Annotated in this window: 19 protein-coding genes and 1 pseudogene; 7 read left to right on the top strand and 13 right to left on the bottom strand. The window is 60.3% G+C overall.

Annotation, left to right across the window (positions count from 1 at the left end):
* The first annotated feature begins 71 nt into the window (after positions 1-71).
* Genes ACW4PC_RS06540 through ACW4PC_RS06530 form a run of 3 tightly spaced genes read left to right on the top strand, consistent with a single transcriptional unit; the run spans position 72 to position 2,798 of the window.
* Positions 72-1,001 (top strand): glutaminase, encoded by a 930-nt coding sequence (locus ACW4PC_RS06540; RefSeq protein WP_455873225.1) that lies wholly within the window; start codon positions 72-74, stop codon positions 999-1,001.
* A gap of 56 nt (positions 1,002-1,057) precedes the next feature.
* Positions 1,058-1,942, top strand: coding sequence for a tRNA 2-thiocytidine(32) synthetase TtcA (ttcA, locus tag ACW4PC_RS06535; protein WP_455873224.1), 885 nt, complete (start codon positions 1,058-1,060; stop codon positions 1,940-1,942).
* Positions 1,943-1,973: 31 nt separating this feature from the next.
* Positions 1,974-2,798: an inositol monophosphatase family protein gene (locus ACW4PC_RS06530; RefSeq protein ID WP_455873223.1), complete on the top strand. Its 825-nt coding sequence runs from the start codon at positions 1,974-1,976 to the stop codon at positions 2,796-2,798.
* Between the two features lie 124 nt (positions 2,799-2,922).
* Here ACW4PC_RS06530 and ACW4PC_RS06525 read toward each other — a convergent pair whose 3' ends face one another.
* Positions 2,923-3,051, bottom strand: a complete 129-nt coding sequence (locus tag ACW4PC_RS06525; protein ID WP_455873222.1) for a hypothetical protein — start codon at positions 3,049-3,051, stop codon at positions 2,923-2,925.
* A gap of 215 nt (positions 3,052-3,266) precedes the next feature.
* Between ACW4PC_RS06525 and ACW4PC_RS06520 the strand changes: the two genes are divergently transcribed.
* Positions 3,267-3,515, top strand: a complete 249-nt coding sequence (locus tag ACW4PC_RS06520) for a DUF982 domain-containing protein (protein ID WP_455873221.1) — start codon at positions 3,267-3,269, stop codon at positions 3,513-3,515.
* Positions 3,515-4,273 (top strand): phosphotransferase family protein, encoded by a 759-nt coding sequence (locus tag ACW4PC_RS06515; protein WP_455873220.1) that lies wholly within the window; start codon positions 3,515-3,517, stop codon positions 4,271-4,273. Before ACW4PC_RS06520 ends, ACW4PC_RS06515 begins: the two co-directional genes overlap by 1 nt.
* A 66-nt stretch (positions 4,274-4,339) precedes the next feature.
* On the opposite strand, the gene ACW4PC_RS06510 is transcribed toward ACW4PC_RS06515, so the two are convergent.
* From ACW4PC_RS06510 to ACW4PC_RS06495, 4 genes are all read right to left on the bottom strand, one after another.
* Positions 4,340-5,620, bottom strand: a complete 1,281-nt coding sequence (locus tag ACW4PC_RS06510; protein ID WP_455873219.1) for a multidrug effflux MFS transporter — start codon at positions 5,618-5,620, stop codon at positions 4,340-4,342.
* Positions 5,621-5,659: 39 nt separating this feature from the next.
* Positions 5,660-6,865: a multidrug effflux MFS transporter gene (locus tag ACW4PC_RS06505; protein ID WP_455873218.1), complete on the bottom strand. Its 1,206-nt coding sequence runs from the start codon at positions 6,863-6,865 to the stop codon at positions 5,660-5,662.
* Positions 6,866-7,005: 140 nt separating this feature from the next.
* Positions 7,006-7,338, bottom strand: coding sequence for a Grx4 family monothiol glutaredoxin (gene grxD, locus ACW4PC_RS06500; RefSeq protein ID WP_022715234.1), 333 nt, complete (start codon positions 7,336-7,338; stop codon positions 7,006-7,008).
* A gap of 146 nt (positions 7,339-7,484) precedes the next feature.
* The gene (locus tag ACW4PC_RS06495) at positions 7,485-7,712 is read right to left on the bottom strand and encodes a hypothetical protein (protein ID WP_455873217.1); all 228 of its coding nucleotides are present in this window, start codon (positions 7,710-7,712) and stop codon (positions 7,485-7,487) included.
* Between the two features lie 156 nt (positions 7,713-7,868).
* Between ACW4PC_RS06495 and ACW4PC_RS06490 the strand changes: the two genes are divergently transcribed.
* Complete coding sequence (locus ACW4PC_RS06490) at positions 7,869-9,020, top strand: hypothetical protein (protein ID WP_455873216.1); 1,152 nt, start codon at positions 7,869-7,871, stop codon at positions 9,018-9,020.
* 25 nt (positions 9,021-9,045) lie between these two features.
* Here ACW4PC_RS06490 and ACW4PC_RS06485 read toward each other — a convergent pair whose 3' ends face one another.
* From ACW4PC_RS06485 to ACW4PC_RS06470, 4 genes and pseudogenes are all read right to left on the bottom strand, one after another.
* Positions 9,046-9,279 (bottom strand): BolA/IbaG family iron-sulfur metabolism protein, encoded by a 234-nt coding sequence (locus ACW4PC_RS06485; protein ID WP_039845020.1) that lies wholly within the window; start codon positions 9,277-9,279, stop codon positions 9,046-9,048.
* Positions 9,280-9,298: 19 nt separating this feature from the next.
* A complete protein-coding gene (purL, locus tag ACW4PC_RS06480; protein WP_455873215.1) occupies positions 9,299-11,533 on the bottom strand; it encodes a phosphoribosylformylglycinamidine synthase subunit PurL in 2,235 nt (744 codons plus the stop codon).
* A gap of 128 nt (positions 11,534-11,661) precedes the next feature.
* A pseudogene (locus ACW4PC_RS06475) lies at positions 11,662-11,799 on the bottom strand (acyloxyacyl hydrolase); the annotation flags it as partial.
* A gap of 52 nt (positions 11,800-11,851) precedes the next feature.
* On the bottom strand, positions 11,852-13,270 hold the full coding sequence (locus ACW4PC_RS06470) for an aminotransferase-like domain-containing protein (protein ID WP_455873214.1): 1,419 nt from the start codon (positions 13,268-13,270) through the stop codon (positions 11,852-11,854).
* A 73-nt stretch (positions 13,271-13,343) separates the two neighbouring features.
* On the opposite strand from ACW4PC_RS06470, the gene ACW4PC_RS06465 reads away from it, so the two are divergent.
* Positions 13,344-13,595 (top strand): DUF1127 domain-containing protein, encoded by a 252-nt coding sequence (locus ACW4PC_RS06465; protein WP_455873213.1) that lies wholly within the window; start codon positions 13,344-13,346, stop codon positions 13,593-13,595.
* Here ACW4PC_RS06465 and ACW4PC_RS06460 read toward each other — a convergent pair whose 3' ends face one another.
* The 4 genes from ACW4PC_RS06460 to purC all read right to left on the bottom strand — a co-directional run bounded on the left by ACW4PC_RS06460 (position 13,596) and on the right by purC (position 16,021).
* Positions 13,596-13,994, bottom strand: coding sequence for a hypothetical protein (locus ACW4PC_RS06460; RefSeq protein WP_455873212.1), 399 nt, complete (start codon positions 13,992-13,994; stop codon positions 13,596-13,598).
* A gap of 47 nt (positions 13,995-14,041) precedes the next feature.
* Positions 14,042-14,713, bottom strand: a complete 672-nt coding sequence (gene purQ, locus ACW4PC_RS06455) for a phosphoribosylformylglycinamidine synthase subunit PurQ (protein WP_455873211.1) — start codon at positions 14,711-14,713, stop codon at positions 14,042-14,044.
* Positions 14,714-14,983: 270 nt separating this feature from the next.
* Positions 14,984-15,226: a phosphoribosylformylglycinamidine synthase subunit PurS gene (purS, locus tag ACW4PC_RS06450; protein WP_039845014.1), complete on the bottom strand. Its 243-nt coding sequence runs from the start codon at positions 15,224-15,226 to the stop codon at positions 14,984-14,986.
* Between the two features lie 30 nt (positions 15,227-15,256).
* Positions 15,257-16,021 carry a phosphoribosylaminoimidazolesuccinocarboxamide synthase gene (gene purC, locus ACW4PC_RS06445; RefSeq protein WP_022715264.1) on the bottom strand — a complete coding sequence of 255 codons (765 nt, stop codon included), beginning with the start codon at positions 16,019-16,021 and terminating at the stop codon, positions 15,257-15,259.
* Positions 16,022-16,172: the final 151 nt, after the last annotated feature.

The following is a 16,172-nucleotide window of genomic DNA, read 5'->3' as shown; positions in this document are numbered from 1 at the left end:
TCAACGCGAGGCGTTTTCGCATACGGAAAAGCCGCCTCCTGGGCGGCTTTTTTGTTCTCTGGAGAGAAGCCATGGTGGATTTGCAGGCCGTCCTCGACAGTATCTACAAAGAGCTGACCCCCCGCATCGGCGAGGGCAAGGTCGCGGACTATATCCCTGAGCTTGCAAAGATCGATCCGAACCAGTTCGGCATGGCGGTCGTGACGGTCGACGGCAAGATCTACCGCACCGGCGATGCCGACGTGCCGTTCTCCATCCAGAGCATTTCCAAGGTCTTCATGCTGACCTTAGCGCTCGGCAAGGTCGGCGAGGGACTCTGGAAGCGCGTCGGGCGCGAACCTTCCGGGTCAGCCTTCAATTCCATTGTCCAGCTCGAGCATGAGCACGGGATCCCGCGCAATCCCTTCATTAATGCCGGGGCAATCGCCGTCACCGACGTCGTGATGGCCGGTCATGCGCCGCGCGAGGCGATCGGCGAGCTGCTGCGCTTCGTTCGCTATCTGGCGGACGACGAATCGGTGACGATCGATGACAAGGTGGCGCGCTCCGAGACGCAGACCGGATACCGGAATTTCGCGCTCGCCAATTTCATGCGCGCCTACAAGAACATCGATCATCCGGTCGAACACGTGCTTGGCGTCTATTTCCATCAATGCGCGTTGTCTATGAGCTGCGAGCAACTCGCAAAGGCCGGGCTGTTCCTTGCAGCCCGCGGCAGCAATCCCATGACCGGCCATTCGGTCGTGTCGCCGAAGCGCGCGCGGCGCATCAATGCACTGATGCTCACCTGTGGCCATTACGACGGCTCGGGCGATTTCGCCTATCATGTCGGCCTTCCCGGCAAGAGCGGCGTCGGCGGCGGCATCTTCGCCGTTGCCCCGGGGATCGCCTCGATCGCCGCCTGGTCGCCGGGTTTGAACAAGGTAGGCAATTCGCAGCTTGGGGCCGTGGCGCTGGAAATGCTTGCAGCGCGCACAGGCTGGTCGGTTTTCGGCGATTGATGCTTCGTTGACGCATGGCTTTCTGCTAAGGCAGAGTTATTGGATTGGGTAGGACGATGAATATCGCAGCCAACATTGATGAGGCATTCGGGGAGGCTGCGGGAGACGGCGTGACCGGCCATGCGCTCTTTGCCAATGCCCCGGGTTCCGTCTCCTTCAACAAGCTGCGAAAGCGCCTGCTCCGGCAGGTTCGCCAAGCCTTCGACGATTTCGGCATGCTGAAGGGTCACAAGCGCTGGCTGGTCGGCATTTCAGGCGGCAAAGATTCCTACGGTTTGCTGGCGCTACTGCTCGACTTGCAATGGCGTGGACTGCTACCGGTCGAACTGATCGCCTGCAATCTCGACCAGGGCCAGCCGAACTTTCCGAAACATATCCTGCCGGATTATCTGGCGAGGATCGGCGTGAAGCACCGTATCGAATATCGGGATACCTATTCGATCGTGAAGGAGAAAGTACCGGAGGGGGCGACTTACTGCTCGCTCTGTTCCCGTCTTCGCCGCGGCAACCTTTACCGCATCGCGCGGGAGGAGGGCTGTGATGCCCTGGTGCTCGGCCATCACCGCGAGGATATCCTCGAAACCTTCTTCATGAACTTTTTCCATGGCGGGCGTCTCGCCTCCATGCCGGCGAAGCTGCTCAACGACGAAGGCGACCTCATGGTGCTCAGGCCGCTTGCATATTGCGCAGAGGACGACATGGCGAAGTTTGCGGCGGCCATGCGGTTTCCAATCATCCCCTGCGATCTTTGCGGCTCGCAAGACGGCCTGCAGCGCAATGCGATGAAGGATATGCTTGCGGATATCGAGCGGCGCATGCCGGGCCGCAAGGAAACGATGCTGCGGGCGCTCGCGCATGTGAACCCCTCACACCTGCTCGATCCGCAGCTTTTCGATTTTTCCAGCCTGATGGTCACAGAGCCGTCACCGAAGAGCGCATAACTGGGCTAACGCTCAAAAGTAAGGACATGCCATGACTTCGACTGTTGATGTGACGACGCTCTCCGATCTCCTCAGGCGGGCGGCGAAGGCCGAGATATTGCCGCGCTTCCGGCGGCTTGGCAGCGGTGACATACGGGTTAAGACCGAGGCGACTGACCTGGTGACGGAAGCCGACGAGCAGGCTGAGCGGATGATGAAGGCGGAGGCGGCAAAACGCTGGCCGGACGCAGTCTTCATCGGCGAGGAGTCGGTTGCTGCCGACACTGCGCTGCTCGGCAAGCTGCAGGGAGCGGATCTTGCGATCGTCGTCGATCCAGTCGACGGCACCTTCAATTTTGCTTCCGGCATTCCCGCCTTCGGCGTCATGGCTTCGGTCGTGTCGAAGGGTGAAACCGTTGCCGGCATCATCTACGACCCGATGGGCGACGACTGGGTGATGGCGGAAAAGGGGGGCGGCGCCTGGCTTCGACGGCCGGAGGGCGAGGCGCAGCGGCTTTCGGTGGCAGCGCCGGTGGCATTGGAACAGATGGTCGGTATGGCTTCGACCGGCTACCTGCCGAAGGAGAAGCGTCCGGAAATTCTCGCAAATCTCGCAAAGGTACGCTTCCTCGTAAATTACCGCTGCGCCGCGCATGAATACCGGACATTCGCGTCAGGACACGTGCATTACCTGATGTACAATAAGCTGATGCCCTGGGATCATCTGGCGGGAACGCTGATCTGCCAGGAGGCGGGCGCCCATGCGGCGCGTTTCGATGGAACGGCCTACCTTCCGCACCACGTCGGCGGCGGGTTGCTGATCGCTCCGGACAAGGCGTCGTGGGAGTTGCTGCGGCGGGAGGTTTTCACGGTCTGAGGACTGAGGGGCGTAAGCCTCGATCCATGCCCGACATATAGAAAGATATGCATATTTCCTCCCAAGCTGTTTTGATCACGATACGGCCCCGCTTCTAAGCGGGGTTTTTCGTGTCGGGCTGGGCTTAGTTCGTCGAACTTGTCGTCACCTGATCGACCGGGATGCTGGGGGAGTTTTGCGGGAGGGATGCGATTGCGAACATCGCAAAGGCATAAGCGGCAAATACAGAAGCCGCGACGGTGGTCTTGATCATCTCTTGCTCCATCGTTGCCAGGGCAGATTAGCCCGAAAGGGCGATGGCCACAAGAAATATGAACGCCAGATGAACAAAACGTCCTGGAAAGTGTCCGCATCGTCGCGCGCGGCGTGCCGTCAGGCTGCTCGGTACCCGAGCGATTGCGCTGGAACGAGTTGCCCGGTGATTCGTTGAGTCGAATGTTTTGCGTGAGGTATTGCGTCATGGAGAAAATGGATATTCGGAAATTCCCGCCCGTCAGGATCAAACTCGGCGGACGCTATCGCGTCGTCAGGACGGTTCACGATGCCTACAAGCTGATGGTCACCGAATGGCCGATCCACGATGGCCCTGCGCTCTACCGCGCCGAGATCACATGTTTGGATGCCTTCAACGACGCGACGCCGGCCGCTGAGGTGCGGAAGAAGTTCCTGGTCGCGGCCAGCGAGGCGCACCTGGAATATTTGTCTGATCCGGCGTGATGAGCTCCATTGATATTGGAGAGCTACTCGGTACCGGCAAAGAGGCGGAGGTCTACGAGCATGGGGCGCTGGTCCTTAAGCTTTACAGGGTCACCGCGTCCAAAAGTGCTGCGTTCAGAGAAGCTGCGATTCTGGCGCAGATCGAGCCATTTGGGCTGCCGGCGCCAAAGGTTTCATACGTCAGACAGTATGGCGACCGCTGGGGACTGGTGATGACCCGGGCCTGCGGGCAGCCATTTGCCAACGCGATGATCTCCCAGCCCGCGTTGGCTCCAAAATACCTGGATGAAATGGTGCGGCTGCACAGGGAAATCCACGGCCAATCCGCGCGCGCACTTCCGGAGCTTAAGGCGAGACTGGCCTCAAATATTCGGCATGCGCCATTCTTAAGTACAGCACATCGTGAAAGGCTTCTGAGGGGACTCGATACGCTGCCGCACGGGAACGTTCTCTGTCACGGAGATTTTCATCCCTCAAACATCCTCGGCTCACCTGGTCAAGCGATGGTCGTGGATTGGTTGGACGCATGCGCCGGCAGCCCGGCCGCTGATGTCTGTCGCAGCTATGTCCTAATACGTCATGCAGCTCCCGAGATAGCCACGTCCTATGCCGAAACCTATGCAAGAGCCAGCGGCCTTGCCCTAGGCGATATTTTCGCCTGGTTGCCCTTTGTTGCCGCGGCCCGGCTGGCAGAGGGAGTTTCGAAGGAAGAAGACGAACTGATACGAATGGCTGACACGGGTTGGTCAGATATCTGATCGCGCGCCAATCGCAAATCGAAGTTCCGCCTGCCGGCGCAAGGCGCAGGCTGACATGGCACACCATCACAAATGCGCAGCACCCGGGTCGAGTTGCGGGCTGTCGCCCGGGTGGGTGAAGAGTTTGCCCTTTTCGGCAAAGAGCGTGGCGACGATGCTGATTGCGCCGAAGACCGCAAAGCCTGCAAAGAGCGGCTGGACGGTGCCGTTGAAGAGCTGGCCGACGCCTCCTCCGAGCAGCGCGCCGACGGAGGTCGAGACGAAACCGGTGATGGCGGTCGCCGTGCCTGCAAGATTGCCCATCGGTTCCAGACTGATTGCCGTGAAGTTCGTGGCGATGACGGCAAACATCATCAGCAGAATGGAGAACAGAGCGTAGTCCAACGCGAAATTGACGTTGGCATCGAGCGCCATGACGTAGCCGAATGCCGAAATCACCGTAAAGAGGATCATTGCGGTGTGCGAGATGCGGCGCATGCCGAAGGTGCGCACGAAGAAGCCGTTGGCGAAGTTGGCAACGGCAATGCCGCCTGCCGTTGCCGCAAAGGCGATCGGCAGCCAGTCGCCGAGGCCGTAGACGTCACCGAAAACCTGCTGGACGGAGATCACGTACGCGCTGATTACGCCCGTGAACATCGTGAGCCCGATCATGTAACCGCAGGTGATGCGGTTGGTGAGAACGGTCCTGAAGCCGTCGACGATCGAGCCGACGGAGAGCGGGATGCGCTCATCGACCGGCAGCGACTCCTTCAGGCGTAGCAGTGCCCAGAGGAAGAGGACCGCGCCGACGATGCCGAGCAGGATGAAGATCCAGTGCCAGTCGGCGTAGCTGATGATCAGCTGGCCGACGGAAGGCGCGACGATCGGCACGATCATGAAGACGATCATCACGTAGGACATGACGCGGGCCATTTCGCGGCCGCCGAAGCAGTCGCGGACAACCGCCATCGTGGTGATGCGCACCGCGGCACCGCCAATACCCTGGACGAAGCGCATGACGAGCAGCATCTCGAAGCTGCCGGTCAGTGCCGCGCCGAACATCGCCAGCACGTAGACGGCGAGGCCGCCGAGCAGGATGCGGCGGCGGCCGAAGGTGTCGGAGAGGCTGCCGAAGATGATCTGCGAGACACCGAAGCCGAGGAAGAAGACACCGATGATGAGTTGCGCATCGTTGGTGCTCGTCACGCTCAGCGAGCGGCCGATGGCGGGAAGCGCCGGCAGCATGCTGTCGATTGCCATGGCGATGCTGGCGGTCATGATCGCGATGGTTATGACGAATTCCGTAAAGCCCATGCCGATCCGACTGGAGCCCTGATTTTCAGTGTGCGGTTTATGCTGCGGGATCATTCTTCAAATCCAGTCAATGTAAAATGGTTAGATGGCTGCTCAGAGGCGCGGATTGTGAGGCTGAAACAGACGGCCCTTCTCGGCAATCAGGACGAAGACGAGTCCGATGATCGACACGGCGAAATAACCGGAGACCATCGGCAGCGCCGTCCCGTCGAAGGCTTGGCCGATTGCCGCGCCGATGATTGCGCCGCCGATCGTGCTCATGAAGCCGAGGACGGAGGAGGCTGTGCCCGCCACGTGGCCGAGCGGCTCCATGGCGAGCGAGTTGAAGTTCGAGCCGATCCAGCCGAACTGGAACATCGCAATGCCGAAAAAGCCGATGAACAGGAAGAAAGGCATCGGCTGCGGGCCAACGACCTGCACGATCATCCAGAGCGTGTTGACCGCGACGAAACCGAGCAGCGATCCATGCGACAGCCGCCGCATGCCGAACTTGCCGACGAAGCGCGAATTGAGAAACGACGCAATGGACATGAAGACCGCGACAGCGGCGAAGGCGAAGGGGAAATAGACGCCGAGATCGTAGATGCCGACATAGATCTGCTGCGCGGAGTTGATGAATCCGAACAGCGAGCCGAAGATGAAGGTGGTCGCAAGCGTATAGCAAAGTGCAATGCGGTTCGTCAGAACGAGCTGGAAGCCGCTGAGGATCGAGCGCGCGGTGAAGGGGCGCATGTTGCGCGGATCGAGCGTCTCCGGCAGGCGATAGAAGGTCCATGCGGCGATTGCCGCCCCCATTGCGGCGATGAAGACGAAGATCATGTGCCAGCTCGCAAAGAGCATGATGATCTGGCCGCTCCCGGGCGCGACGACCGGCACGATCATGAACACCATCATGATCAGCGACATGACTTCGGCCATCTGCCGGCCGCCGTAGATGTCGCGGACGATCGAAATGGTGATGACGCGCGTTGCGGCAGAGCCGATGCCCTGGATGAAACGCAGGACGAGTAAGCCGGCAAACGAGGGTATGAAAGCAATCCCAATCGCGGAAGCGATATATATCCCCAGACCGACGAGAAGCGGCAGGCGACGGCCGAAGCGGTCGGAAATCGGGCCATAGAAGAGCTGAGCGCCGCCGAACCCGAGAAGATAGGACGAGACGACGAATTGCCGGTGGTTTTCGCTTTCGACGCCCAGATTGGCGCCGATCTCCTGCAAAGCCGGCAGCATGATATCGATCGCCAGCGAATTGGTTGCCATCAAAAAGGCGGCGAGCGCGATGAATTCACGCTTGCCCATGGGCGTCTGGCCCGCGGACACGGCTTGAGATGAATCTGTCACAATGAAAATCCCATAAACAGGTCAAGGCGCTGTTGAGCACAGCGCCTTGAACTCGAATTAGAACAGATTTGGAAACCGGACGGACGCCCGGTGACCTGTCAGGCGGCGCGAACCGTTACGCCGTTTTCCTGGAAGTGCTGCTGTAACTCGCCGGCCTGGAACATTTCCCGCACGATGTCACAGCCGCCGATAAACTCGCCCTTCACGTAAAGCTGCGGGATTGTCGGCCAATTCGAATAGTCCTTGATGCCCTGGCGGATTTCCGAATCGGCGAGCACGTCAATGCCCTTGTAGTCGACACCGAGGTAATCGAGGATCTGGACGACCTGGCCGGAGAAACCACACTGCGGAAACTGCGGCGTGCCCTTCATGAATAGGACGACGTCGTTCGTCTTGATTTCGTTGTCGATGAATTCGTTGATACCGCTCATGGGACCTAATCCTTTCAACAGGCAGGTTAAAGGCCTGCCGTTTCAATCGTGAGCCTTAGATAGCATGTGACGGCTCAAATTCCAGCCGCCAAAATCAAAAAAAGATAAGCATGCTTACGGTGGATGATGGCACGATGTCGGTACACCTAGCGGCTGCGCTGCCTGCTGCGGGCAGTGGCAGTGCGGCGTTTGCTGACCTGCTTGCGGGCGGGTTTATTCGCCGTTGAGCCGGTGCGGGCGAAGCGCCCGGTCGTGGAAGAGCGTGTCTGGCGCTTCTTTCGCTTGGTGGTGGTTCGGAGCGCAGTTTTCTTGAGGATTTCCTTGAGCACGGTCTCGACAATGCCGCTCACGAGTTCCTTCACGATATCAGCCATTCAAATCCCTCCAGCACCCAAACGCTTCGTAGCTATTGAATTCCCGATGCTTTCGGTTAGCAAGCGCTCTTCAACAGCACGAGAGCTTTTTTTGCCGCATTTCACATGCATGCGCGTTTTGCGAATTGGCGGGCAGAGCTCGCCGGAAAGATATTTATGGAATTGATCAAGAAGAGGGTGGTACTTCACTTCCCGGGTTTCGAACCGCTGGACGGGAATGCTCACCGGGCGCGCTACGAGCGAACGGCCAGACAAAGCGGAAAGGTTTGGGGCTTCCAGGCGCAGCTAGGCGAAATAGACGATTGCCACGAGTTTGCGAAATTCGACGTACTCGCTGCGTCCGATTTCTGGCAGACCGCAAGCAGGGTTCATATCTTCGATCATGACGTGCTGGTACAGCATCTTAGCGCCAAGCCGGCGGTAAAGCGCATAGTCGACGGCTTTGCGGCCTGCGGCCGCATCATCGTGGACGGGGGATTGGCCGGCTATTTCCGCCATGCCTGGCGCTTCGGCCTCTTCTTCATCTTTCCGTTCGCGCTGATGCTGCTCGGCCTCATGCTGATGGCCACGATCGCTTCGGCGCCGATGGGCTTCGGTCTCGGGATCTGGCACATCGTCTGGAGCCTGCCGGCGGCGGCTGGCTTCTTCGTCTATCTCTTCCTACCTTTCGCCGAACGCTTCTACGCCCTGCATCTCTTCGCGGATTGGGAAATGGCGGTTGCGCTCGGGCGCATGGATCGCCCCGAGGTCGACGCATGGCTCGTACGCTGTGCGACTGCGGCGCGCGAGGCGCTGCTGGAGGAGGCTGACGAATATGTGATCTCGTCGCACAGCATGGGCTCGAGCGTTGCCGCGCATGTCGTCGGTTTGCTCCTTGAGGACGAGCCGGAACTCTTCGACGGCAAGCAGGTTGTCTTTGCTTCGCTTGGTTCGGCGGTGCTGCAATGCGCTCTGCTGTCACCCGCAAAAGCGTTGCGCGCCCGTGTCGGGCGGATCGCATGCTGTCGATCCGTCTCCTGGCTCGACGTGCACTGCCTGACGGACGCCATCCATTTCTATAAGGTGCCGGTTGTCGCCGCAGCGGGCCACCCGGACGCGCCGCAGGCAAGAATGCAGTTCATCCGCGTCAAGCAGATGCTGACGCCGGAACACTACAAGAAGATCAAGCTGGATTTCCTGCGGGTGCATCGGCAATACGTGCTGGGGCCGGACCTGCGCGCAACCTTCGATTTCACGCTGCTGACGGCCGGACCGGTGCCCGCCGCTCTTGTCGCCGATGGCGGACTGCAAAAAATGCCCGGCTTGTGACCGGGCATTCCCAATTATCGAAGCATCATTCCGGGGCCGATGTCTGCAGCGCCAGTGCGTGCAGGATGCCGCCCATGTTTCCTTTGAGGGCCTCATACACCATCTGGTGCTGCTGGACGCGGCTCTTGCCCCGGAAGGCTTCGGCCACGACTTCGGCGGCGTAATGATCGCCGTCGCCCGCAAGGTCGCGGATCGTCACCTTGGCACCGGGTATCCCGGCCCTGATCATGTCTTCGATATCGCCGGGTTTCATGGCCATGATCGTAACTCCTTGCACATCATTCCGCAGCGACAAGTGCCTCTGCGCTATCCATGAATTCAGGGAACCACGATTCATGGGCGTTGCGCAATTGCTGAATGGGGAGCGACAAAAGATCATCGACAACGAGGTCGCTGCCGGCAAGCGTGCCGAGACGGCGGAAGGGCACGCCGGCGCCTTCCGCATTGGCGCAGACGAAATCGGCGACGTCGGATTTGACCGCGATGACGTAGCGTGCCTGGTCTTCCCCGAATAGGAGGGCATGCGGCGCGCCCTTGCCTTCGGCAAGCGTCACCATCAGGCCCTTGCCCGATGCCATCGCCATTTCCGCGAGCGCCAGGGCGAGGCCGCCGGAAGAGATATCGTGGCAGGCGGTGACCTGGCCGTTGCGGATTGCCGAACGAACGAAATCGCCGTTGCGGCGCTCGGCGAAGAGATCCACTTCCGGAGCCGGACCATCGATGCTGCCGACGATATCGCGCAGGTAGATCGAGGAGCCCAGATGGCTGCCGTCGGTGCCGATCAGGATCAGCTGGTCGCCTTCGGATGCGCCGCCGATGCGCGCCATCGCCTGCCAGTCTGGCAGCAGGCCGACGCCTGCGATCGTCGGGGTGGGCAGGATCGCGATGCCGTTCGTCTCGTTGTAGAGCGAGACGTTGCCGGAAACGATCGGGAAATCCAGCGCACGGCAGGCTTCGCCGATGCCTTTTACGGCTTCGACGAACTGGCCCATAATTTCCGGCTTCTCAGGATTGCCGAAATTCAGGTTGTCGGTCGCAGCCAGCGGCTCGGCTCCCGTCGCGGTGATATTGCGCCAGCATTCGGCGACGGCCTGCTTGCCGCCTTCGAACGGATCGGCCTCGACATAACGCGGTGTGACATCGGACGAGAAGGCGAGCGCCTTGGTCGGATGGCCTTCGACGCGGACAACGCCGGCGTCGCCGCCCGGAAGCTGCAGCGAATTGCCCTGGATCAGCGTATCGTATTGTTCGTAGACCCAGCGGCGGCTGGATTGGTTCGGCGACCCGACGAGCTGCAGCAGCGCCTTACCATAATCGTCCGGTGCTGATACGAGCTCAGCGGGGAGGGGAGCGCGCTTACCGGATTCCCGCCAGGGGCGGTCGTATTCCGGCGCCTGGTCGCCGAGGTCCTTGATCGGTAGGTTGGCGACTTCTTCGCCCTGATGCACGACTTGGAAGCGCAGGTCGTCGGTGGTCTTGCCGACGATCGCGAAATCGAGGCCCCACTTGACGAAGATCGCCTTGGCGACCGCCTCCTTGTCCGGCTCGAGGACCATGAGCATACGCTCCTGGCTCTCCGAGAGCATCATCTCGTAGGCGGTCATCTGCTCCTCGCGGACCGGAACCCTGTCGAGTTCGAGCAGGATACCGAGATCGCCCTTGGCGCCCATTTCGACGGCCGAGCAGGTGAGGCCAGCCGCACCCATGTCCTGGATGGCGATGACGGCGCCGGTCTGCATCAGTTCAAGGCAGGCTTCCAGCAGGCACTTCTCGGTGAAGGGGTCGCCGACCTGGACGGTCGGGCGCTTTTCCTCGATCAACTCGTCGAATTCGGCGGAGGCCATCGTCGCGCCGCCGACGCCGTCGCGGCCGGTCTTGGCGCCCAGATAGACGACCGGCAGGCCGACGCCCTTGGCTTCCGACAGGAAAATGGCATTCGACTTCGCGAGCCCCGCCGCAAAGGCGTTGACGAGGATGTTGCCGTTGTAGCGGGCGTCGAACTCGACCTCGCCGCCGACCGTCGGAACGCCGAAGGAGTTGCCATATCCGCCGACGCCGGCGACGACGCCAGAGACGAGATGGCGGGTCTTCGGATGATCCGGCTCGCCGAAACGAAGAGCGTTCATCGCTGCGATCGGGCGGGCGCCCATGGTGAAGACGTCACGCAGGATGCCGCCGACGCCAGTCGCAGCACCCTGGTACGGCTCGATATAGGAGGGGTGGTTGTGGCTCTCCATCTTGAAGACCACACAATCCCCGTCGTCGATATCGACAACGCCGGCGTTCTCGCCTGGGCCCTGGATGACACGCGGCCCCTTGGTCGGCAGCGTGCGCAGCCACTTCTTGGAAGATTTGTACGAGCAGTGCTCGTTCCACATGGCCGAAAAGATGCCGAGTTCGGTGAAGGTCGGCTCGCGGCCGATCAAGTCCAGTATCCGCTGATATTCATCCGGCTTCAGGCCGTGGCTGGCGATGAGTTCGGGGGTGATCGGGCGGGTATTGGATATGGTCATGAGCTCTCGAAAGTCCCTGCCGTTGCGCGTTTTGCGGTGTCTTTAACCTATGTAAGGGCGGCACGCGACAGGAAAATGCCCTCCGTCAACAAAGAGCGGACGAAGTGCCTTTGAGGCCAGGCGTTCGCCTAGAATTTATACCCGATCTGGACGCCTGCGCGCGTCATGCCGTCGTTCGGGCCGTCACAAAGATCTGCGTGCGAGGAATGGGCAACTTGCGCCGTGACGCTCCAGTGGGTGTCGAAACGGTACCCCAGGCCAACAAAGGGCGGCCTGAGCCGCCCCTGAAAATCCCCGTCCCTTCGGACGGGGAAGATGTTAAATTTCGCCGACATAGGCCGAGCCGCCGCCTTCCAGGAGGCTTCTCAAAATGATCAGGCCGTTTTCAAGCGCGTCCTTGCTCTTCGGCGAGGAGAAGCCGATGCGCACGCGGTGATAGACCTTGTCGGCGCGGGCGGCCTTGAATTCATCCTCGTCATCGACGAGCACGCCATCGCGAAACGCGGCGTTCTTGAAGGTGCCGGACATCCAGGGATCGGGAAGCTTCAGCCAGAGGAAGGGTACATGCGGGTGTGATTCGAAATCGAACCCGTCCAGCAGTTCGCGGACGAGCCGCTCTCGTGTGGCAAGTTCGGTGATACTTGCCTTGCGCATGGCATGGGCGATGCCGCTTTCGACGAGGCGTGCGCAGGTCTCCGCGAGAATGAAGGGCAAGCCACCCGTGATCATCTTGTGCGTGACCTTGATTCGCTGGGCAAAATGCGGCGGGCAGGCGACCCATCCACCGCGGACGCCGGCAGCCACCGATTTGGAAAGTCCGTTGACGAGGAAGGTACGGTCGGGCGCCAGCGACGCCAGCAAAGGGATTTCGTCACCCGTCATGCCGCCATAAAGGTCGTCCTCGATTAGCCAGACGCCATGCCTGCGGGCCGTCGCAGCAATCGCGGCGCGGCGTTCATAGGGCATGGTTGCGAGCGTCGGGTTGTGCGCCGTTGGCATCAAAAAGGCGAGCTTGGGATGCTGCTGCTGGCATAGCCGCTCGAAGTCATCAGGAAGGACGCCGTTCTCGTCGGAATCGACGGTGATCGTCCGTCGACCCAGCAGGCGGGCGCTGCGGCTCACCTGCGTGTAGCTCAGGTTCTCAAAGACGATCTTATCGCCGGGCGAGGACACGGCCGAGATGATCGACACCGCCGCCGCATGGGCGCCTAGCGTCGGAACGATATTCTCCGTCTCCGGCGTCCAGCCATTTCGCGCCAGCCACCTCTGCCCCGCCAGGAACCAGTTTCGCGGAAAATTGCGGGAGTAGGAGGATATCTCCGAAATGTTCTGCTCTCCGATTTCGGCGAGGATCTGACCGATAATGCGGCCCTGGCCGAGATCGGGAGCCGCGGTGGTGTCAAAGCGGATCTTGTTTGCCGGCGCGTCGAGAACCCGCGTCCCGCCAAGCGAAATCGTCAGCGGATCGGCCTGTTCGCCCGGCGCCGTCTCCGCGCGATCAAGCACATAGGTTCCACGCCCGACTTCGCCTGCCACCAGTCCACGTTCGTGCACCAAAGCATAGGCCCGGCCGATTGTGCCGATCGTCACGCCGATATCGTAGGCAAGGTTCCGCTGCGGCGGCAGTTTGCTGCCTGCGGGGAGGGCGCCGCTGGCGATGGCGGCCTCGATGCTGTCCGCCAGACGCATATAGACTGGGCCGGAGCCGCGCGAAAGATCAGGGAGCCAATTTGTCATGGTAACAATTTGATAGATTGTCACCATTGGCCTGTCAAGAGTATGAACAATGCCAGTAACGAAGCGGACCTTCATGACGATGTCTATCAATCAGAAGATCGATCAGCGTATTGTATCAATTGTCTCCGTTGGAGAGCGGTACAAATTGCAACCCAGGCCGACGCAAGGGCTGCTTGCCAGGATTCAGGGCAGACTGTCTTGCTGGAGCATGAAGCGCGAAGGGCGGCGAGCCCTGCGCGAGATGGCGGACTGGCAGCTGCGCGACGTCGGGCTTTCGCCGGCAGATGCGGCGAAAGAAATCAGCAAGTCGCGTTTTTGGGATTGATCAGCGGCAGGTTTTGCCGCCGCCGGACCAGCGGGTCACGTCGCCAGCAATGCGGGTGGAAACCGGCTCGGACATCATCGGTCCGAAGGCCTGGAGGCGCGCTGGGTTGCCTTCGGCCTGAACAACGAGCAGCGGCCTGCCTTCCGGGCTGTTCTTGTGGACAACCAGGATTCGTGGGCGGCCGGAAAAGGAATTGAGTTCCGGCGCCAGGCGGTAGGCTGAAAATGCAGCATCGCCGGATTTGAACCAGCACGAATTGGCGCCGACAGCAACGCGCTCCATGGTGGAAAGCGCGCTGCGATCCGGGCCGGAGGCGGGTGCTCTGGACTGGCACGACGCGATGAAAATGCACAGCGTGCTTGCCGCCGCAACCGCTGCGATATTCGTGGAAGGGCGCATCAATCTTGCTCCGGTGGACCTCTTGAGTGCGTCTTACGCGCCGAAGGTTAAGCAGCGATTACGTCGAGCGCCGAAGCAAACAGCCCGCGGCCGTCGGAACCGCCATGGGCTGCTTCGATCAGGTTTTCCGGATGCGGCATCATGCCGAGAACGTTGCCCTTGGCGTTCATCACCGCGGCAATGTCGTTGATCGAACCGTTCGGGTTGGTGCCTTCCGCATAACGGAAAACCACCTGGCCATTGCCTTCTATCTCAGCCAACGTCTCGGCATCCGCGAAATAGTTGCCGTCGTGGTGGGCGACCGGGCAACGTATGACCTGACCCTTGGCATAGGCGCGGGTGAAATCCGTATCGGCGTTGGCGACCTCAAGCTTGATCTCGCGGCAGACGAACCTCAGCGAGGCGTTGCGCATCAGCGCACCCGGCAGCAGGCCGGCTTCCACGAGGATCTGAAAGCCGTTGCAGACGCCAAGAACCCTGACGCCTTTCTGAGCCTTGTCGACGATAGCCTGCATCACCGGCATGCGGGCCGCGATCGCGCCGCAGCGCAGATAATCGCCATAGGAAAAGCCGCCCGGAATGACGATCAGATCGACGTCGGGAATGTCAGTTTCCGTCTGCCAGATTGTCACCGGCGCGTGGCCGGAAATTTTCGTCAGCGCTGCGATCATGTCGCGATCGCGGTTGAGGCCCGGAAGTTGAACGACGGCTGATTTCATGGGTGCGGTTCAAACCTTGCTTGTGCTTCTGCCAATTCTCGAAGTTCGAGACGATTTTTAATGCGGCCCAGGCGATCAAGTACCTGGCTCATCGTGCCATGCAGATCGTTGGTGTCGCCCTGCATGACGTGCAATATGGTTGCGCAGGCTGTTGATTTCTCGACGAATGTCCCTCTGTCCTTCCTTCAACGTAGTGACATCGGACTGAATTTTCCCAAGATTTCAAACAGCATTCCTACGTCAGGTCAGCCATCACATTCTCCGCAACCGTCAGTCGAGAGAAATAGTATAATTTTCGATCACCGTGTTTGCGAGGAGTTTTTCGCACATGGCCTTGAGGTCGGCTTCGGCCTTGGCCTTGTCGGCGCTTTCGAGCTCGAGGTCGAAGACCTTGCCCTGGCGGACATGGCCGATGCCTGTGAAGCCGAGGCCGCTCAGCGCGCCTTCGATTGCCTTGCCCTGCGGATCGAGAACGCCGTTTTTCAGCGTGACGGTTACACGAGCCTTGATCACTTCTTCTTCCCTGTCTTTGACCAGAACGTCTTACTTGACCAAAACCGGGCCGGTGCCGCGCACAGGCTCGTTTTCGTTGATGATGCCGAGGCGGCGCGCGACTTCGGAATAGGCTTCGAGAAGCCCGCCCATATCGCGGCGGAAGCGGTCCTTGTCCATCTTCTCGTGGGTTTCGATGTCCCAGAGGCGGCAAGAATCGGGCGAAATCTCGTCGGCAAGGATGATGCGCATCATGTCGCCTTCGAACAGCCGGCCGCATTCGATCTTGAAATCGACAAGCTGGATGCCGACGCCAAGGAAGAGGCCGGTCATGAAGTCGTTGACTCGGATGGCGAGCGCCATGATGTCGTCGAGCTCGGCAGGGTTTGCCCAGCCGAAGGCGGTGATGTGTTCTTCCGAGACCATCGGATCGTCGAGGGCATCGGATTTGTAGTAGAACTCGATGATCGAGCGCGGCAGAACGACGCCTTCCTCGATGCCGAGGCGCTTGGCCAGCGAACCGGCAGCGACGTTGCGCACAACGATCTCGAGGGGGATCATCTCCACTTCCCGGATTAGCTGCTCGCGCATGTTGAGCCGGCGGATGAAGTGCGTCGGGATGCCGATCTTGTTCAGATGGCTGAAGATGTACTCCGAAATGCGGTTGTTCAGAACGCCCTTGCCATCGATGACTTCGTGTTTCTTCTTATTGAAGGCGGTGGCGTCATCCTTGAAGAACTGGATCAAAGTCCCCGGTTCCGGTCCCTCATATAGAATCTTGGCCTTGCCCTCGTAGATACGGCGGCGACGGTTCATTTTAGTTGTTCTCTGTCGTTGGCGCTCTTGGGATAGCGCGAGTGGATGGATCTCGTGGCGTCCCCATAAAGGAAAAGAGAGAGTTTCACAATGCGCCTGTCACTCCTTCCCCGGATTCCAGATATGTAGGAACGCGGCCCAAGAGAATCGA

The organism is Rhizobium yanglingense (assembly GCF_977109285.1).
This window is presented reverse-complemented; position numbering and strand designations above follow the sequence as displayed.